Here is an 18,553-nt window from a genome sequence, read left to right on the forward strand (position 1 = left end):
TCAGGCCGCCTGCGAGGTGGTGCTGCGACGCTTGCGGACCGCCCAGAAGACGCCCGTGCCCGCCACGACCGTGACGCCCACGCCGATCACGCCCGCGAGGCCGCCGGAGAGCCGGGCGTCGTCGATGTCGCGCACGCCGTAGTCGGCCAGCGGGGAGTCGGCCGAGGTGTGCTCCTTCGCCTTCTGGTCGATGCCGTGGTCGGCGGCCACCTTCTCCAGGCCGTCGGGGTTCGAGGAGGCGTAGAAGCTCACGAAACCGGCGAGGAGGAGGGACGTGACCAGGCCACCGATCCACAGTCCGCGGCGGGAGGTCCGGGGGGCGGCGACCGGCTCCAACCGCGGTGTCGCGTCCACGAGTTCACCGTTCACGCGCAGCTTGAGGCGCTGCTCCAGGCCGCGTGCGCCATGGACGAGATCCGGGCGTACGGCGATCACGGCGCCGACCGTCAGCGCGGTGATCGCGGCCTCGCCGACGCCGATGAGGACGTGGACGCCGATCATCGCGGTGGCGACCTTGCCGAGGGAGACGTCGGTGGTGCCGCCGAGGGCGTAGAGGAGGGTGAAGACGAGGGCGGCGGCGGGGACGGAGAGCAGAGCCGCGGTGAAGGACGCGGCGGTGATCGAGCGGCGGGTGCGGGGCAGCACCTTCACCAGGCCGCGGAAGACGGCGTAGGCCACGACCGTCGTCGTGATCGCCATGTCGGTGATGTTCACGCCGAGCGCGGTCAGGCCGCCGTCCGCGAACAGGATGCCCTGCATGAGGAGGACGACCGAGACGCAGAGCACGCCGGTGTAGGGGCCGACCAGGATCGCGGCCAGCGCGCCGCCCAGGAGGTGGCCGCTGGTGCCGGCCGCGACCGGGAAGTTGAGCATCTGCACGGCGAAGATGAACGCGGCGACCAGGCCCGCGAGCGGCGCCGTCCGTTCGTCGAGTTCGCGGCGGGCACCGCGCAGGCTCACGGCGATGGCTGCCGCGGCGACCACTCCGGTCGCGGCGGATACGGGGGCGTCTATGAATCCGTCAGGCACATGCACGGGATGATTTTAGATGCTTGTTGCGAGTCCTTTGCAAGAGCGAGGAAGTCTCTTGCCGATATGTGAGATCTGTCGCCCCGAGGGGCGCTCCCGAGAAAATGTGCGACATTTGGGTAGTGGAAGCGGATGCATAGCTTTCACACAGGTCACTCAGCGTAAGGGGCCGCCCGATGTCCGTAGTCGAACAGTACGCGCGAGCCCATATCGTCACCGACGAGGACGTGGACCGGCTGGACCGTGACGCGGTGCCGGTCGTCCTGCGGTACGACCCCGAATCCGATCCCCGAGCCGTCCGTATCGGCCTGCCCGGACCGCATGAATGGACCTTCGACCGGGCGCTGCTGGAGCAGGGGCTGCGTGCCCCGGCCGGCAGCGGCGAGGTGCGGGTGTGGCCGTGCGGGCGGGTGCAGGCCGTGGTCGAGTTCCACTCCGAACAGGGCGTCTCCGTCGTCCAGTTCGAGACGAAGACGATCATGCGGTTCCTGCGGCGGACCTATACGGCCACCACGCCGGTCGCCGGCTGACCCGCACAGAGGATCAGCTGAGCCCCGGGGACGTTCAGGGGCTCAGCGGGCTCAGGCCGGGGGTCAGCCGCCGAGGCTGCTGCCCAGCTTGAGCAGGGCCGCCACGATCGGGCCCGCCGTGTCGCCGCCGTGGCCACCCGCCTGGACGACGCCCGCGGCGACGAGGTCGCCCTTGTACGCGGTGAACCAGCCGTTGGGCTTTTTCTGGCCGTCGACCTCCGCCGAGCCGGTCTTCGCGCCGTAGTCCGGACCGAGCCCGGACATCGCCTGCGCCGCCGTGCCGTAGTCCGCCGTGTACTTCATGACCTCCTTCAGCTCCGACTGCGTCGTCGACGACATCGTGCGCGAGGCCTTCGCGATCGTGCGGTTGTCGACCGTCGGGGAGACCAGGTACGGCTGGTGGAAGGTGCCCGTGTCGACGGTGGCGGCGACCGACGCCATGTTCAGCGGGTTCATGCGGACCCCGCCCTGGCCGATCAGCGAGGCGCCCATCTGCGCGCCGCTCTGCACCGGGACCGAGCCGTCGAAGGTGGGGACGCCGATGGCCCAGTTGTTCATGCCGAGGCCGTAGACCTGCTGGGCCTCCGTCGTCAGGTCGCTGTTCGACAGCTTGGGCGCGAAGTTGATGAAGGCGTTGTTGCAGGAGGCCCCGAAGGCCATCTTGAACGTGCCCTTCTTGATCTCCGAGTCGTCGTCGTTGTGGAAGGTCCAGCCCGCCAGCTTGTACGTCTTGGGGCAGGGGTGCGACGCGTCCGGGGTGATCAGGTTCTTCTCGAAGAGCATCGTCGACGTCACGACCTTCATCGTGGAACCGGGGGCGAGGGAGCCCTGGAAGGCCACGTTGAAGCCGTGCGAGGCGTTCGCTACGGCCAGGATCTCGCCGGTCGACGGGCGCATCATCACGACCGAGGAGTTCTTCTGCTTGGTGACCTGTGTCTCGGCCGCCGCCTGGAGCGTCGGGCTGAGCGTCGTCCTCACCTTGCCCGGCGTGCCCTTGCTCAGCTCGACGAGCGTCTTGTCGGACTGCTTGGACTTCTTGCCCCGGATCACCTGGAGTTCGATGCCCGCCTTGCCGCCGGCCTTCTTGCCGAACTTCTCCCGCAGCCCGTCCAACACCGGCCCCAGCGACGGGTACTTGGCCGTCGTCAGCTCGCCGCCGTCACGGTCGTAGGCCTTGATCGGCGGAGTGCCGGACTCGCCCGTCACCAGGGTGTCGCCGTCCGCGAGGTCCGGGTGGACGACGGAGGCGTGCCACTGGACGTACGGCTTGCCGTCCTTCGCGCTGCGCACGACGGTGAGCGAAGTGGCGTACGTCATGGGCTTGTTGATGCCCTTGTACGACACCGTGCACTTCACGGAGAAGGGGACCTTGGTGCCGGTGCGGGCGCCCTCGGTGACGGTGATGCCCTTCATGTGGGCGTTCTTCGTGTACCCGGTGAGCAGGGCGGCGGCTGCCGTCGACCTGTCCGTCGTCGCGGCGGCCTGGGCGACCTTGCCCTGCTGCCAGTCGGCCAGGTACCGCTTCGCGGTCGTCTGCACCTCGGTCGCCGACAGCGGGCCCGTCCTGATCGCCTTGTGGTCGGCGGTGGTTGACGTGCCCGCCTCGGCCGAGGCCCCGCCGTCGTACAGTGCGTAGGCGCCGACGCCCGCGCCGACGACGGCCACGGCGATCACCCCGCCGACCACGGCGGGTCTCGCCTTGCGCCGCTCGGCGACGACCTTCTTCTTGCCCCTCGTGCCCACAGTTCCCGATCCTCCGCGAATCCCTTTGGGCCCCCGCCGTCACTCGGCCCCGTCTCAGCCCTCACACGCCCCAACGACGGGGCACACCTTAGAGTCCCGTCCTGTGCGGGTGAGTTCCCGTCTCACGGGGGTGAGTTCAGCCACCCGCCGCCAGTACCGCCCGGACGATCGGGCCCGCGGCGTCGATGCCGTGGCCGCCGTCCTGGGTCATGGCCGCCGCCGACACGTCGTCGCGGTAGCCGGTGAACCAGCTGTTGGACTTGGACTGCCCGTCCACCTCGGCCGATCCCGTCTTCGCGCCGATGCTGCCGCCGAGCCCGGACATGATGCCCGCCGCGGTGCCGCTGATCGCCGTGCGGTTCATCATCGCCCGCAGCTGGGCCGACGTACTCGCCGACAGGCCCCGGGCGGTGGCCAGTTGGCGGTCGTCGAGGCTCTGCGCGACGAGGATCGGCTGGCGGAACGTGCCCGTCTTCGCGGTCGCCGTGACCGACGCCATGTTCAGCGGGCTCATCTGCACCTGGCCCTGGCCGATCAGGTTGGCCGCGGTGTCCGGGCCGCCGGACGCGGGGACCGAGCCGTCGAAGGACGGGATGCCGGTCTTCCAGTTGTCCCGGCCGAGTCCGAAGCGGTCCTCGGCCTCCTTGGTCAGGGAGTCCACCTTGACCGAGTCGGCGTACTTCACGAAGGCCGTGTTGCAGGAGCGGGCGAAGCTGTCCGCGAGCGTGGCGCCCAGGTCCGGCTTGAGGCCCGTCAGATTGTGGAAGGTCTGGCTCTGCCAGACCGCGTCGGGCGTGCAGGGCGCCGGGCCGTTCATCGTCGTGATGTCGTTGTCGATGAACGTGGCGGCACTGATGATCTTCATCGTCGAGCCGGGCGCCAACTGCCCCAGGAACGCGGCGTTGAAGCCGTCGTCGCGGTTGTTGGCGATCGCCAGCACCTGCCCGGTGCTCGGCTGAAGGGCCACGACGGACGACTCCGAGTACTTCGTCACGGCCTTCTCGGCGGCGGCCTGCACGCTCGCGCTGAGCGTCGTGCGCACCTTGCCGGCCTTGCCCTTCTCCAGGGTCAGCAGCGTGGTGGCGGCCGAGTCCGCGACGGCGTGCTTGATCGACAGCTCGATACCGGGCGTACCGCCCGCCTTGTCACCGTACTTGGCACGCAACTCGTCCAGGATCGGCCCGAGGGAGGGGTACTTCTCCTTCGTCACCACGACCCCGTCCCGGTCCACGGCCTCGATCGCCGGACTCGCGGACTCCCCGGTGACGAACGTGTCGCCGGTCTTCAACTCCGGGTGCACGACGGCCGGTTGCCAGTCGACGAGGGCCCGCCCGGTCGTCTTCCCGCGTACGACGGTCAGCTGACTGCGGTAACCGAGCGGCTTGGAGATGCCCTTGTACGACACCGTGGCCCGCACGCCGAACGGCACGGTGGCCCCGGTCGCCGTACCGGGCGTGATCTTCACCTTGGTGATGTGACCGGCCCCGCTGTACGACCCCAGGACGAGGTCGGCGGCGGCGTCGTTGTTCGTGTACGACGCGGCGGACACCGCGTTCCCGCTCTCCCAGGCGGCGAAGAACTTCTTCGTCGTCTCCTTGACCTCACTGCCGCTGGGCGGCCCGGTCTTCTTGGCCGAGGCCCCACCGATCCCGTCGACCCCGTCCGAACCCCCCAACGCGGACACGACGTTGAACGCCCCGTACCCCGCCCCGCCCACCATCACAGCGAACACACTGCCGATGACGGCGGCCTTTACCCCCTTGCGCATGCCCCTGTCCCTCCCCGTTATCAGTCCTTCGAACTGTAGGTGGCGTGGGGGAAAGCTGTGAGGGGTGTTGCCTTTTGTTGTCCTAACGGAGATCAGCTGACTGAATTGCGCGGTCGGGTGGGCCACGTATGTGAACGTACGGCGAACAGTGGGGGATATCGGGCAACCGGGAGTGGGGGTTGAGGGTCGGTCGTGGTGCCGGATCCGACATCCCGGCCCACGGAGGCGGCACGATGTTCTCCCGACTCGGCGGGCACCGGGTGGTGCGGGTCGCGGTGGTGGCAACTCTGGTGGTGGCGCTGGGCGTTGTGGTGCGGGTCGTGGTGATCCCCGGGCCCGCGCCGTACAAGGGGCCGCCGGCGAAGGCCGTGGTGCGCGGCGAGGTCGTCTACACGGCCGTCCGGCATCAGGCCAACCACGTGACCGTCACCGAGACGTCGGACAGTCAGGGACTGGTCGTCACCCACCTGATCGACGACGTGGTCCCGATCCGCCCGTCGGGGCCCGGCTGCGTCTCCCCCGACGCCGAGGACCGCACCGAGGTCGCCTGCACGATCGTGATCGAGGAGATGGCGACGGACCCGTACCCCACACTCCTGCTGAACCTCGGCGACGAAGGCGACTCCGCCGTCGTGCACAACGACATCCCCGGTGACGCCCATGGCTGTCTGGGCCACAACGTGGTCCACCTCGGCGCGGGCGAGGACACCTGGACCGGCACCGCCCGCGAGGCCCAGGCCGTCTACGGCGACAACGGCGACGACACCATCACGGTGCGGGCCGGCGGGTATGCCGAAGGCGGCAGGGGCGACGACACGATCCACGCGGTCGGCGAGGGCGCCGGCGCACGAGGCGGCCCCGGCGACGACGTGCTCCGCGGCAGCGGGGGCGACCGGAGCCTGAGCGGCGAGCAGGGCGACGACACACTCTACGGCGGCCCCGGCGACGACGTGCTCCGCGGCAGCGGGGGGCGACCGGAGCCTGAGCGGCGAGCAGGGCGACGACACGCTCTACGGCGGCCCCGGCGACGACCAGCTGTACGGCGGCGTCGGCGACGACGTGCTCCGCGGCGACAGCGGCGACGACACCCTCTACGGCGACAACCGCGGCGGCGGCAGATTCGACGGCGGCAAGGACAGGCTGTACGGCGGACCCGGCACGGACGGACTGGATGGCGGGCCCGCCGACGACTTCGTCCAGCGGGACTGACGGGCGGGCTAGACCCAGGTGTCCAACCACATCCGCGACCGCCACTGGTCGATCGGGATCGCCGTGCCCGTGTACAGCGGCCAGAAGTAGATGAAGTCTGCGTGGTGGGGCCCGGTGGGGCCCCGACCAGCACGTTCACCTTGAGGCGGGGCCGGTTCAGGCGGCTTGGGCCGTCCCTGGGCCGTGATCTTGAGGATTCGACGCCAGATAGAGGCTGTCGACCGCTTTCCGGGTACGTCCCTCGCTGCTCGGCATGAGGTGCGTGTAGGTCCGGAGCGTGAACCCAGGGTCGGCGTGACCGAGGTAGGAACTCAGGGCCCGGATGCTCTCGCCGGCGTCCAGCAGGACGGACGCGTAGAAGTGCCTGAGCGCGTGCATGCCGTCCTCAGCGGCTGACGCGTACCGCTCACCTGCCTTCCGTTCCGGAATGATGCCTGCGGTGGCCAGAGCGGGCTTCCAGTGGTGATCGTTGAAGTTGCTCACCCGGACGTGCCTTCCCCCGACTCCGCTGAAGATGAGTCGCTTCGTCACCAGGGGGCCATCAGGTGTGCGCCACGGAAGCGTCACGTCGATGGGCTCGAACTCCTTCGAGTGGTCCCGGAGCGCGGTAGCAACGGCCTTGGGCAACGGCACGTTGCGAGTCTTTCCACCCTTCGGCAGTGCGAAGACGTACTTGCCCCGGATGCGCTTGAGTTGATGGCCCACGGCCAGCCAACCGCCCGTGTAGTCGAGTTCATCCACTGCGAGGCCGAAGATCTCACCCTGACGAAGTCCGCAACCTGCCCCGGCATCCACGGTGGCCCGGTAGCGGTGGGGGAGACCGGAGCGTACGGCGAATACCTGCGCTGACGTCCACGGGTCGACGCGTGGCTTGCCCGGTTTCGGGAGCGTCACCGAGCGGGCGTGGCATGGGTTCTTGCTCAGCAAGCCGTCCTCAACTGCTGCGCTCAGCGCTGCGGACACGGTGCCGACGATGATGCGGCGATGTGACTCCGCAGGCACGGTGTTTTCCAGATCGGCGATCCAGGCCCGGATGTGCTCGGGCTTGAACGAGCCGAGCGGGCGGGTGCCGATGTGGGGGTACGCGTGCAGTCGGAGTCGACGCTCCGCAGCCTCGCGGCTGTTGATCTCGCCGGTGTGAGTCTTGACCCAGCGTTCGGCGTACTGCCGGAACGTGGTCCGTGTGGTGCGGGGGTCGATGTACTGTCCGCGAGACATGTCCGCTTCGATCTGCGCGAGCCACTGCTTAGCCAGCCGCAGTTCCTTGTCACGGAATGACTTGCTCTTCTCGGTGCCGTCGGGGCCGACGTAGCGAGCGCGGTAGCGCAGGCCGGTTCCGTGGCGGTCGGTCTTGGTGCGGACGGTCCTGCCGGCAGTGGTCGTTTCGGTCTTGTACCAGCGGTCTTGGATGTGGCCTGCCATGTGGCGGTGGTCCCTTCGGAGCATGGGAAGGGAGGGCCACGGTGTGGCCCTCCCTGGGGTGTTGAGCTGTGTGGTTGTGGCTGGGTCAGGCGGCGGCCTGATCGGCGGTCTTGAGTGCGGTGACGTAGGCGCAGACGTCGGTGGGGTCGTAGCGGAGGTGTTTGCCGATGCGGAATCCGGGCGGTCCGGTGCGCTTCTTGCGCCACTGGTAGACGGTTTCGACGGGCACCTTGAAGATCACGGCGATGTCTTCGGGGGTGAGGTACCGGTCTGGCAGGCCGCTCCGGAGGGTGGCGCGGGGGTCGGCTTGAACGGTGGCGGGCGCGCTCACTGAGTCCTCCGCAGGTTGGAAATACATTGCTCTGAGTCGCAACTCATCGGCACTCAACGGCACTCAGAGGGGTCTTGAGACGCGATGAGTCGCGACTCAGGCAAATGTGGTTCGCACTGAGTGAGGGTGATCCCGTTGTAGGTGACCACCTGCCGGCCGTACTCGTCGCGGGGGCGGGTGCGGTTGAGTTGGGGGACCACGGAGAGCAGGTTGCGGCCGAAGACTTGTTTGGTGCCGGCGCGGACGCCGTTGTCTTCGGCCCACTCGCGCCAGACCGTCCACAGGGCATCTACGGGGACGCTGCATGTGGGTCCGGTGGTGCAGCGTTCGCGGACGAATGCGCTGGTGGGTGAGGCGGTGTCCTGCATGGTGGTGACCGCTTCGCGGCTGGACTGCGGTTGGGTGATTCGTCCGGTGCGTTGGAGTCGGGCGAGTCCGTCCAGTGCCCAGTTGAGGATGCCGGGCATCTCTGTGGTGAGGCGGTCGATGAGGATGGGATCTTCCTTGCCCAGCCACGACATCCGCATATTGAGCAGGACGAACCGTTTGGCGATGACGCCGGATGAGTCGCCGAAGTGCGGCAGTTCGTTGGACAGCAACATGAGCCGGGTGGGCAGTTTCCCGGTCCACACCTCGCGGTACTTGCGGTCGACGTCGATGGTGTCCTCGCCGGAGATGGTCAGCAGCCGTTCTACGACTTGGCTGTTGTCGTTGCCGGAGAGGCGGGCGTCGGAGATGACCGCGAGGGGCTTGCCGACGAGGGTGGACAGGCCGAAGTTCGTGCCGAGTCCGGCGAGTGTGGGGCCGGCGAGGTTCTCCTTTCCGACGAGGGTCTTCAGGACGCGGGCGATGGTGCCTTTGCCGGAGCGGGAGGGGCCGACGATGAGCAGGATCTTCTGTTGGTCGGTGCGGCCGGAGAGGACGTAGCCGAACCATTCCTGGAGTGCTGCGATGGCGTCGGCGTCGTCGGGCCAGACCTGCGCCAGGAAGCGTTCCCAGGTCGGTGCCTGTGCTGCGGGGTCGTAGGCGAAGGGCACGGAGCCGAGGTTGAAGAAGCCTGGTCCGTGCGGGAGTAGGGCGCGGTCGTGGATGCGCAGCAGGCCGTTCTCGCAGGCCACGATCAGGCCCTGGTCCCGCTCGGGGGCGCCCTGGTCGTCGATCCACGAGGGGGCGTCGGTGTCGGTGGGGACCAGGGTGATGGAGCCGAGGGCATCCAACAGGTTGCTGATCTTTTGCTTCGTGGGTGCCCAGTCGCGTTCCTCGGTCTCCCCGTCCTTGGTCGGGGCGAGGAAGACGACGTGTTCGAGGCGCTCGTACATGGCCTTGCGGATCTGTGCCTCGTCGATCTCGCGCCAGCAGGTACCGGTCCAGCGCATCCATGAGGCACGCCAGCGCCGGCAGACGAGCTTGCCGTCCTCGCTCTGCCAGTCGGGCAGCAGTCGGCGGGCGACCGCCAACGGGTTGGAGGGCGGGGGCAGTTCCTCGGTCTGGGTGTCGGGGCGGTTCATCATGCGGCCGTCCTCCCTTCCTGCGGGGCCCGCAGCGGGCATGCGTCGCGGTGGTCGGCGTGGTCGGTGATCAGGGCGAGTACCTTGCGGGCGCCGAACGCACGGCGGTCCCTGCCGCAGAGGCACGTCGACCGGGCGGTCGGGGTGGCGCCGCGAGGGGTGCAGATGGTCAGCCACGCGATGAGGTACCGCCCGTCGCTCTGCTGCGGGTCAGGGCGAACAGCAGTGGGGACGCCTGCGGCGACGCCCTTCGATTCGCCTAAGTCCGCCTGTGGCGAGGAGAGTTCGGCGAGACGGGGGCCGGTCGGGGTGGTGGTGATGCCTTTACCTGCGGGGCGGGGTCGAGGGGTGGTCATGCCGTCTCCCGGGGCCAGGCCGTGCGGATGGAGTAGTCCAGGGCCTTGCGGATGGTGTTGCGGCACTCGGCCGGCGAGAGTCCCGCCGACTCACCCCCGCAGGTAAAGGCCGCTTCGACGGTGGCGCGGTCGAGGTCTCCCCAGGCCACGAACCGGCCCACCGCCCGTACGGCGCGCAGGAGTTCGGCCTGGCGTCCGCCCTCGGACGTGGCCGCCACGGTGGCTACTTCGCGTTCCAGTGCCGTTGCCGCGTACCGGTCGGTGTCGCGAGGCAGTGCGGGCAGGATCGGGGCCCTGGCGGGCTTCTGTGGGGCCGTCAGAGCCTTTTGTAGCCATTCAGGCAGGTTTGCAACGGGCGCCCCGTCCAGGACCGTGTACGGGCCTTGTGGCGTCTTGCTGCCGGGGGCGACCACCTGTCCGCCCCACGCGCGGGTGTCGATGTGGTGGGCGAGTGTGCCCGTGGTGTTGGCGAACCTGACGTCGGGCGGGGTGGTGAAGTACAGGTGCTCGCCTCCGCTGGGGGTCCGGATGCGGCGGGTGGTGGGGGCGGTGTGTCCGGCGCGCTCGCAGAGCGCCAGGAAGTTCGTCGCGCCGTCAGGCGTGCCGTCATCGTCTGTGGGCTTGAGGGTGTCGAGGTCGACGACGAGCAGGCCGGCGGGGCCGGTGGCGATGCCGACGTTGAACGGGCCCGCACTCCAGCAGCGTTCGATGCGGGCGGGGTCGGTGGTGGCGCGCTGCTCGAACGTGCGGTGTCCGTCGGTGCAGGCGCCGGTGTGGGGGCAGCGGCGTTCGCCGTGCAGGGCGGGGACCTTGCTGCGGGGGCGCAGCGGGATGACGGGCCAGCCGCGCGCGGCGGCGTCCAGCGCTGCGTGTAGCAGCGCGGATCGAGCGTCATGGGTCATGCTGGAGACCTCCAACAGGTCTGTTGAGGACGGGTTGGACAAGAGCGGCCCCGGGTTCTTGGCGGAATAGGGGGCCGCTCTTGGCGTCACTGCTCGTTGTTCGTCTTGGCCCACACCCCGGTGGTCCGGGTCTGGATGTTGCGCTGGTCCTGGTAGACGGGGCCGTCGTAGTGGTGGTGGACGTCCGGGGCGGGCTTGGCGCCCTTGAGGAGCTGGGCGAGCGCGAGGACCAGGGCGGTGGGCGCTCCGAAGACGAGTCCGCACACGAGCGGGTCGGCGAACTGGGACACGTACATGAGCACGGCCGCCGTGCCGCCGACCATGGTGGTGGTAACGCCGCCGGCGAGCATGAGCACGCTCGCGTCGGTGGCGCCCTGGCTCATCGGGGGGCGTCCCGGCTGCGCGACGGGCGGGGTGTCGCCCCGGACGGGGACGGGGCTGGGGTCACGGTAGGCGGTGGGTCGGTAGGCGTCGGCGATGATCCGGCGAGCCTCGGTAGCCGCTTCGGCGTCGCTCATCACGGCGTCCTGCGGGGTAGCGTCGGGGTACATGCGGAATCCCTTCCGGATATGGGTCAGGGAGGCAGGGACACCCCCTGCCGGGGGCGCTGTGGAGGGGGTTTCAGGGGTCTGGCCTGGGATGCCTCCCTGCTTCCCTGAATGATCATTCGTGCAGGTCAGGGCGAGGGAGGCGGGTCAGGGAGGCGTTCAGGGAGTTCTCCCTGCCTCCCTGACCCGGAAGGTGTCGCCTCCCTTCGTCAGGAAGCGGAAGCGGAATCCTCGTCGGGGCGGTTGGCGAGTGCGCGGGCGACGCGGTCACGGCCAACGACCATGACCCCGTCGGACTTGTACGGCTCGTCGCCGACGTCCGCCAGAACCCGCTTCAGGTCGGCGAAGGTCCACTTGCCGTAGGCGTCACCGTCGAGCGTCGCCAGGCGGGTGATGACTTCCTGGGTCCGCACCCGGGCATCGGTGCCCAGCACGCTGAGGATGTCCGCGAGGGCGTCACGCTCCTCGCCCCGCTCGATGACGTGCAGCGTGGTGACCCCGGAGCGCAGTGCCTTTGCCCGTGCGGCGATGACGTCGGCGGGGTCGTCGTCGATGAAGTGTGTGCGCACGGTGATCGACGTCTGGCCCTTGGGGATCTCGATGCCGTCGGAGGCGACGACGAGGGTTCCCTTGTCGAGGCCCTGGCGGAGCAGGTGTGGGGCGGCACCGCCGTTGATGGCCTTGTCTCCCAGCGCCATGCGGGCCTGCGACTCCGTGCCGAGCACGAGGGAAGCGCGGGTGTGGGCGCCCTCGCGGACCAGCTTGGGGAGGTTCTGGTCGGTGGGGTCCTGGGTGCCCTGCCACAGCAGCACGTCGACCGCACGGCCCTGGTTGTGGATCTTGCGGACTGCCATGAAGTACCGCGACAGCGAGGACGAGCCGCCGTAGGGGCGCTTCTCGTCGTCCTTGACCGGGCACATGAACGCGACCTGCGCTTCGTCCACGATGACGATCAGCGGCGGGAACTGGGTGCCCGACGGTGCCAGCAGGCGCCGGTTCATCTCCGCTACCGCGTCCTCGACCATCTCGGTGACCTGGATGACGTGGTCATCGGTGGGTCCTTCGATCAGGACGTCGGCGATGCCGTTGAACATCTTCCAGTCGCCGATGCCCTTGAGGTCACCGATCCAGAACTGGACCGACTTGTCCAGCGCCAGCCACAGGGCGAGGGAGCGCAGGGATGCGGTCTTGCCCTGGTTGGACAGGCCGGTGACGAGCAGGTGGCGCTGATACAGGGACAGCAGAGCCGCGTCCCCGCGCAGGTCCTGCCCCCACGGGGCCTTTCCGGTCTTGTAGTTGGCGGTCATCGTCTCGTCGGTGACCAGGGGAGAGGGGCCGATCGGCTCGTCCAGCGCCCCGGAGTCGGCGACCCACAACCGGACGGTGCGGGCGGCCTGCGGGATGGTGATGAACACCTCGTGCTCGTGCCTCGTCAGGTTCTCTGCCAGCTTGCGGCGGCGCTGCTGGACCTCGACCGTGGACACCCCGGACGGCAGGGTGACGTCGACCTCGACCCCGCATCCGGCGATCGTGATCGGACCGAGCATGCTCGCGCCGGCGTCGCCCATCTCCTTGATGGCGTTGCGCAGCGCGGGTACTCCCAGGTCGCGCAGTGCCTTGACCACGATGGACGGGGTGATCGGTTCACCCTCGCCGTTGCGGACGCCTGCGGGGAGGGCCCACTGGGGTGCGGCCTGCTGCTTGCTGCCCACCGACCACAGGGCGAGCAGGGCGAACAGCGGACCGAGGATGACGGTGGTGGGCCAGACGACCTGGACGATGCGGATCAGGGTGGCGATGAAGTCGATCGTCGCCTTCAACGGCGTGATCACGTCGCGGATGTCGTGGTTGTTGATGGCCATGACGACCCCGAGCGCGACCAGCGCCCCGACGCTCATGCCGACGCCGACCCCGACACCCTTGGCGGCTTCCACCGGGGAGTGGAGGAGGTCCATGCGGCGGTGGTGGCGGGCCTGGCGGAAGCGCTGCAACCGCTCCTCCCACTCCTCGGCTGCTTCCAGGTTCCCCGCGGCTTCCGCCGTGCGGATCATGCGCTCGTAGCGGGCACCGGTCTTGCCGTCCCAGGTGCGGCGGGCCACGATCCGCCCGCCGTTGAATGTGTAGAGGCTGTGCCGGGCCACCGCACGGGCGGCGGACTTGGTGTTCTCGTGGGTGACCGCCGTCTTCACGGCCCGCCCGGAGCGCACCCACAGTGGGACCAGGGGCGCGGGCGGGGCGTCGGGGACCACGGTCAGGACCGTGGGACCCGCGTCCGGCTCAGAAGGGGCCGGGGGGTTCTTGACGAGTCGTACGACGTTCTCGGTCATGCTGGGACTGCTCCTGACTGCCCTGTGCGGGGCGGGAGTTCGAGGAAAGACGAGGGGGTCAGCGCTGGTGCCGGGCGCGGTTCTCGGCTCGGCTGAGCTGGGACGGCTCACTACGGGGGCCGTCGAACCAGCAGAACGGACGGGTCGTGTCGGCGGCCTTGAACACGCGGATCGCGGCGCCCTGGGGGGCGTCGGGCAGGGCGTGGACGCTGCCCCCGTCTAGGGAGGCGAGGAGGCGGGCGCCGTGGTGCTCGCATCCGTCCGCGCCGGCGCCCGCCGTGTCCAGCACGGTCACGGCGGGCGGGCCGGTGCAGGGGGTGGGGTCCTGCGGGTGGGCGGCGTGGCAACGCTGCTGGTCCACGCTCACCACCACCCCGACGCTTTCTTCGCGGCCTTCGCGCGGGCCGCCTCGGTCAGCAGGCGCTGCTTCTCGGTGTGCAGGGCGGTCAGTTCGGCGTTCAGCCGGGCCGTGACCGAGGAGTCGATCGACTCCATCCGGCTCTCGGCACCGCCCGTGCTGCGCCCCTTGTGGACGCTGCGGGCGCCACTGGTCAGCGCGCGCGTCATGGCGAGGCGTTCACGGCCGGTCAGCGGCCACCACTCGCCCCGCTGCACCGCTTCCAGCTTCTTCTGGGTCTTCTGGATCTCGCGGTCCAGGCGGCGAATCTCGGCTTTGGACACGCTCAACTCCCTTGTGGAGTAGTGGTGTTGGGGTAGGCGCACAGCACGCAGCAGCCGAGTGAGCGCGGCATGCAGTAGCTGTAGACGACCTTGCAGATGGGGCACGTTTGGCGGGCGAGCATGGCCAGCGCGAGGGCACCCCACTTCCGCGAGGTCATCGGCCGTACCGGCAGGGCGAGGTCGATGCGGTAGAGGTAGGCGACGCGGACCGTGCCGGCGCGGCGGTTGATGCGCATGACCTGCGCCGCTATCGGCTGACCCCCCGGACGCAGGCCACGCGCCCGCAGTTGGCGGCGGGTGGCGTACTGCTCGTCACTGGGGGCGTACTTCCAGGGGAAGGTGGGGACGCCGTAGCGGGCGCCGGAGGGGTCGAAGCACTTGCCGTAGGCGGCACTCATGCCGCCCCCACCGCGCGCTTCCAGGCTGCCCGCAGGCGAACCTCGGATGCGGAGTGTCCGGCTGTCCGGAACAGCGTCGCCACCTCCCGGTAGGAGACCGACCGGCCTTTCTGGGCTTCGGTGGCGATGATGTTGGTGACGATCCACTCAAGGTCGGTGTCGCTCAGCGTGGGCGGTGTCCACCCGAGAGCGGGAACGGGCTCGGAGCGGCCCCACACGGGGAGTTCCCAGGCGGGTGTGACGCCGGGTGTGACGGGCCTCGTCACGCTGGTCAGCGCCCTGCTGGTGTCCTCGCCCTGCCGGGCTGTCTCCAGCGTCGACCACGCCTGCGACAGACTCTCTGCGGTCTTGGCCTGGACGCGTGCGACGCTCGCCCCTGCCTGCGTCACGGCCGTCAACCGGGTGGTCTCCGTGGCTGCTTCGGCCCGGAGGCGGGCGCGGGCGACGGCGGCTTCGTCGCGGGCTTCCTGCTGGATGCCCCGGATCGCGTCCAGGGCGGTCGGGGTGAGTGCGGTGCGCTCCCACATGCCGTGGACCAGCCACAGTGCCTTGGCCGCGATCGGCAGCCACGCCACCGCCAACCACGCGCCGGAGGATGCTTCGGCGGTGAGGGCGTGAGCGACGAGGACGCCGGCCGCGATGGCGCCGAAGCACCAGCCGACCCCCGTCACTGTGCGGGAGTGGTCGCCCTGCGCGGCGAGGCGCCGTTCGTAGGCGAGGGTGGCGAGCCATCCGCCGTCGATGCCGAGTCCGACGACGAGGGCGACGGGCCACGGCATCGCGCTGCCGAGCCACATCATGACCACGGCGAGGGTGAGCACCATGGACACCGCCGTCATCGCCACGGCCGGCAGGACGGTCTTTGCGTTCTTGGCCCTCATGCCACACCGCCCGCTGTGTCCTCGCCACCCTGGTTGGCCAGCTCACGGCGGGCCGTCAGGAGTCGGCGCCGGGCACGGCGGATGCGCTGGCGGTCCAGCTCACTGGGGGCGCGGTCCAACGTGAGGATCTGCGCGTCGATCAGGTCGACCTCCGCCGCGATGACGGGCATCTCGGAGTCGATCGCGTCCAGTTCCGCGTCGGTGGGCTCAAGCCACGGGGCGAATGCGGTAACAGCCTCTTGAACAGTGACGATGTTGCTCATTGGGTCGTGGTTCCTCTCGAAGGTGGAACGGCCCGAACAGCACCCCCGGAGTTCCAGCTCCGGGGGTGCACGCCGTTGGGGGAAGAGCCGCACGCAGACGTGCGGCATGACCGCTGAGCAGCGGCCGGAGCGCCCCGACCGGGAGTCGAACCCGGTCTGCGACCTTCGGGGCGGCGGTGCAGGGGGTCAGGCGTAGACGTGCTCGGCGCCTGCGGTGCGCAGTGCGGTGTGTGCCACACGGGCCCGCAGGCCGGCCGCGTCCAACTCGCTTTCCGGGGCGTCCCCGAGGGCCATCGCGGCGTTCACCGCTTCCTGCGCCAGCGTCAACAGGACCGGGTCGGTGGTGGTCATGTGCAGCGTGTCCATCGCGCTGGTGACCTGCGAGCGGGCCGCGTAGCGGGCCTGTCGGGTGTCGGGGGTGTCGGGGGTGTCGGTCAGTCCGTCGCGGCGGGCCACGATCTTCAGGTACTGCTGCTCGCGGTGGCGGACCAACGCGGCGAGCAGGGCCGGTATCGCGTCGGCGAGCGCCCTGCGGCGCTGTTCGGCCGTGGCGGCGCGGGTCGTGCGAGTCGTGGTCACGTGCTGCATGAATCCGGCCACGATGGTTCCGGCGAGCGTGCCGAGTACGGCGACGAGCGTTGCGATCATGCGAACTCCCAAAGGGGGAAGGGATGTTCCGACTCCCTGCCACCCCGCCCGTACGGCGAAGAGCCGGACGGGCGGGGGAGGCAACCGGCCGCAACGCCACACGGGCACTGCGGAGTTGAGGAAACGTGCGCGGACCAGGCCGCGCGGCCGTCTTTTCGACTCGGGGAGACGGGGCCCACCTGTTGAGTTGTCAACCAACCAGCGCTTCCTTCGTACTCACCCCTGCGGGCTTTCCTCCGGGCACATCCATAGACTGGACCGGTGGACCGGTCCAGTCAAGTCCCAACTCCCCTGCATGTGCGGCGAACTGACTATCCGTCCAGCTCAGGGGCGCAAAAAGGAAAGAAAAAAGCTGGACCGGCGGACCGGTCCAGCTTCCCTATGGGTTCACTCTGGCTTACATCGCATAGCTCTCCGCATGCTCGAAGTGAGAGGAGGGCGTGACCCCTTCCTCGCACACGAGCGGCCGGCCCTCTTGGTCGTAGGCGGTATGCAGCACTACGGCAACCGCCGTCACGCCGGACAGTCCCAGATGGACAACTTCGGAATCGGTTGCCAGGCGGACCGTGGTCACGTCCACCCCCTCCGCCGGGAAGCGGCCTGTCTGCCGACGCACGTATCGAGTTGTCCCCTCCGGGATGGGTGCGGTCTGCGCAAGTCGGGGGGCCGCCTCGGCGATCTCGGGCGGGAACCATGCTTCCGCGTAGCTGTGAGGACTTCCGTCCGGGAGCTGGAGAATCCGGATGCGCCGCAACGCGGTGACACCCTGGTCCAACCCCAGTACGGCAGCCACTCGCGCAGGCGGTTCTGCCCAGTCCGGCTCGCCGACGCGCAGGAAGGGCATGCCGCCGGCGATGCGAGCAGAACCCGCTCGCCGTGCGCCCGCCGGTCGAGCGATCGGGGTCCCCGTGACTACGAAGCCTGTCCCCTGCTTGGCAACGACAACGCCGTCGTTCCGTAGGACTTCCATCGCTTTGATGACGGTCGCGCGGGAGACCGACCATTGTTCTGCCAGGTCACGGCCGGATGGCACCGTATCGCCTGCCTCGAATTCGCCAGCGGCGATGCGGGTGCGTAGTGACTCCGCGATCTCCTCGTACTTCAGTAGCGCCATGGCTGCCTCTCTCGGTGTCTCCTTGCTGGACTGGTCCACCGGTACACAGCATACTGCTGTCATGTCGAATCCTGGATTGGCTTCCTCCGTTCTGCGCTTCTACGGCGAGACCGTGGACGAGAGCAGGCGCCTGCACCGCTCGGCGGATGGGCGCCTTGAGCTGGCCCGAACCAAGGAGCTTCTGCGTCGCTTCCTTCCCCCAGCGCCGGCGAGCGTGCTGGACGTCGGAGGCGGGACCGGCGTGCATGCCGAGTGGCTGGTCGAGGACGGATACGAGGTCTCCTTGGTGGACCCCATCGCTCGCCACGTTGAGCAGGCAACTTCCATCTGTGCAGCGTCACTTGGAGACGCGCGAGCACTGGACGCGGGTGACGGTAGTTACGACGTGGTCCAGCTACTGGGCCCGCTCTACCATCTGCCCGATGCCGACGACCGTAGGCGGGCGCTCGCGGAAGCGCGTCGCGTGGTCAAGCCCGGTGGGCTGGTAGCCGCAGCAGCAATCAACCGTTACGCATCGCTCTTCGAGCACGTCACCTACGCCCACCTGCATACCGAGCGCATGTATGAGCCTGTGTCCAAGATTCTCCGCACCGCAGTGCATGACGGCGCTCACTTCACCCTGGCGTACTTCCACCGGGCAGAGGAGCTTGCCGACGAACTTCGCGGGGCGGGGCTCACGGATGTGGAAGTCTTCGGGATCGAAGGCCCGGCATGGTCACTCGTCAAGGCTGTCGAACAACAGCCCGGCGACGGACCCACCGATGAACTGATTGAGTCCGCCATGGCAGCCGCACGGATGGCTGAGCCGTATCCAGAGTTGCTGGCTGCCAGTTCGCATCTGCTCGCAGTCGGGCGGGCCCCTGCCAACGCCGTGTGAAGTGGCGCTGTCTGCTGC

The 18,553-nt window shown here is 69.2% G+C and carries 19 protein-coding genes and 1 pseudogene; 3 read left to right on the top strand and 17 right to left on the bottom strand.

The window, feature by feature from the left end; genetic code table 11:
* Positions 1 to 1,035 (bottom strand): energy-coupling factor ABC transporter permease, encoded by a 1,035-nt coding sequence (locus tag OG226_RS29215; RefSeq protein WP_329350503.1) that lies wholly within the window; start codon positions 1,033 to 1,035, stop codon positions 1 to 3.
* Between the two features lie 170 nt (positions 1,036 to 1,205).
* Here OG226_RS29215 and OG226_RS29220 point away from each other — a divergent pair, with 170 nt between their 5' ends.
* Positions 1,206 to 1,559 (top strand): SsgA family sporulation/cell division regulator, encoded by a 354-nt coding sequence (locus tag OG226_RS29220; RefSeq protein ID WP_328682628.1) that lies wholly within the window; start codon positions 1,206 to 1,208, stop codon positions 1,557 to 1,559.
* A 63-nt stretch (positions 1,560 to 1,622) separates the two neighbouring features.
* Here OG226_RS29220 and OG226_RS29225 read toward each other — a convergent pair whose 3' ends face one another.
* Entirely contained in the window at positions 1,623 to 3,302 is a 1,680-nt protein-coding gene (locus tag OG226_RS29225) for a penicillin-binding transpeptidase domain-containing protein (RefSeq protein WP_328682630.1), read from the bottom strand.
* 136 nt (positions 3,303 to 3,438) lie between these two features.
* Positions 3,439 to 5,070: a penicillin-binding transpeptidase domain-containing protein gene (locus OG226_RS29230; protein WP_328682631.1), complete on the bottom strand. Its 1,632-nt coding sequence runs from the start codon at positions 5,068 to 5,070 to the stop codon at positions 3,439 to 3,441.
* 569 nt (positions 5,071 to 5,639) lie between these two features.
* Between OG226_RS29230 and OG226_RS29235 the strand changes: the two are divergent.
* Positions 5,640 to 6,032, top strand: a pseudogene (locus OG226_RS29235) (calcium-binding protein); the annotation flags it as partial.
* Positions 6,033 to 6,435: 403 nt separating this feature from the next.
* Here the strand turns inward: OG226_RS29235 and OG226_RS29245 are convergent.
* From OG226_RS29245 to OG226_RS29310, 14 genes are all read right to left on the bottom strand, one after another.
* Complete coding sequence (locus tag OG226_RS29245) at positions 6,436 to 7,701, bottom strand: tyrosine-type recombinase/integrase (protein ID WP_329350504.1); 1,266 nt, start codon at positions 7,699 to 7,701, stop codon at positions 6,436 to 6,438.
* Between the two features lie 85 nt (positions 7,702 to 7,786).
* Positions 7,787 to 8,059, bottom strand: a complete 273-nt coding sequence (locus OG226_RS29250) for a helix-turn-helix domain-containing protein (RefSeq protein WP_329350505.1) — start codon at positions 8,057 to 8,059, stop codon at positions 7,787 to 7,789.
* Positions 8,060 to 8,085: 26 nt separating this feature from the next.
* Complete coding sequence (locus OG226_RS29255) at positions 8,086 to 9,543, bottom strand: DNA primase family protein (protein ID WP_329350506.1); 1,458 nt, start codon at positions 9,541 to 9,543, stop codon at positions 8,086 to 8,088.
* Positions 9,540 to 9,896 (bottom strand): hypothetical protein, encoded by a 357-nt coding sequence (locus OG226_RS29260; RefSeq protein WP_329350507.1) that lies wholly within the window; start codon positions 9,894 to 9,896, stop codon positions 9,540 to 9,542. Before OG226_RS29260 ends, OG226_RS29255 begins: the two co-directional genes overlap by 4 nt.
* Positions 9,893 to 10,798 carry a bifunctional DNA primase/polymerase gene (locus OG226_RS29265; RefSeq protein WP_329350508.1) on the bottom strand — a complete coding sequence of 302 codons (906 nt, stop codon included), beginning with the start codon at positions 10,796 to 10,798 and terminating at the stop codon, positions 9,893 to 9,895. Before OG226_RS29265 ends, OG226_RS29260 begins: the two co-directional genes overlap by 4 nt.
* Positions 10,799 to 10,884: 86 nt before the next feature.
* Positions 10,885 to 11,349: a hypothetical protein gene (locus OG226_RS29270; RefSeq protein WP_329350509.1), complete on the bottom strand. Its 465-nt coding sequence runs from the start codon at positions 11,347 to 11,349 to the stop codon at positions 10,885 to 10,887.
* Between the two features lie 206 nt (positions 11,350 to 11,555).
* A complete protein-coding gene (locus OG226_RS29275; protein WP_329350510.1) occupies positions 11,556 to 13,673 on the bottom strand; it encodes an ATP-binding protein in 2,118 nt (705 codons plus the stop codon).
* Between the two features lie 58 nt (positions 13,674 to 13,731).
* The gene (locus OG226_RS29280) at positions 13,732 to 14,034 is read right to left on the bottom strand and encodes a hypothetical protein (protein WP_329350511.1); all 303 of its coding nucleotides are present in this window, start codon (positions 14,032 to 14,034) and stop codon (positions 13,732 to 13,734) included.
* A gap of 2 nt (positions 14,035 to 14,036) precedes the next feature.
* Entirely contained in the window at positions 14,037 to 14,354 is a 318-nt protein-coding gene (locus OG226_RS29285) for a hypothetical protein (RefSeq protein ID WP_329350512.1), read from the bottom strand.
* A 2-nt stretch (positions 14,355 to 14,356) separates the two neighbouring features.
* Positions 14,357 to 14,752 carry an RRQRL motif-containing zinc-binding protein gene (locus tag OG226_RS29290; protein WP_329350513.1) on the bottom strand — a complete coding sequence of 132 codons (396 nt, stop codon included), beginning with the start codon at positions 14,750 to 14,752 and terminating at the stop codon, positions 14,357 to 14,359.
* Positions 14,749 to 15,633: a protein spdB gene (locus OG226_RS29295; protein WP_329350514.1), complete on the bottom strand. Its 885-nt coding sequence runs from the start codon at positions 15,631 to 15,633 to the stop codon at positions 14,749 to 14,751. Before OG226_RS29295 ends, OG226_RS29290 begins: the two co-directional genes overlap by 4 nt.
* A complete protein-coding gene (locus OG226_RS29300) occupies positions 15,630 to 15,896 on the bottom strand; it encodes a DUF6284 family protein (RefSeq protein WP_329350515.1) in 267 nt (88 codons plus the stop codon). The genes OG226_RS29295 and OG226_RS29300 overlap by 4 nt, the downstream gene beginning before the upstream one ends.
* 186 nt (positions 15,897 to 16,082) lie before the next feature.
* Positions 16,083 to 16,544 (bottom strand): hypothetical protein, encoded by a 462-nt coding sequence (locus tag OG226_RS29305; RefSeq protein ID WP_329350516.1) that lies wholly within the window; start codon positions 16,542 to 16,544, stop codon positions 16,083 to 16,085.
* A gap of 397 nt (positions 16,545 to 16,941) precedes the next feature.
* The gene (locus OG226_RS29310; RefSeq protein WP_329350517.1) at positions 16,942 to 17,658 is read right to left on the bottom strand and encodes a GntR family transcriptional regulator; all 717 of its coding nucleotides are present in this window, start codon (positions 17,656 to 17,658) and stop codon (positions 16,942 to 16,944) included.
* A 61-nt stretch (positions 17,659 to 17,719) separates the two neighbouring features.
* Here OG226_RS29310 and OG226_RS29315 point away from each other — a divergent pair, with 61 nt between their 5' ends.
* The gene (locus OG226_RS29315) at positions 17,720 to 18,535 is read left to right on the top strand and encodes a class I SAM-dependent methyltransferase (protein WP_329350518.1); all 816 of its coding nucleotides are present in this window, start codon (positions 17,720 to 17,722) and stop codon (positions 18,533 to 18,535) included.
* Positions 18,536 to 18,553 lie beyond the last annotated feature (18 nt).

It is taken from the genome of Streptomyces sp. NBC_01261 (assembly GCF_036226385.1).
Lineage (GTDB): Bacteria > Actinomycetota > Actinomycetes > Streptomycetales > Streptomycetaceae > Streptomyces.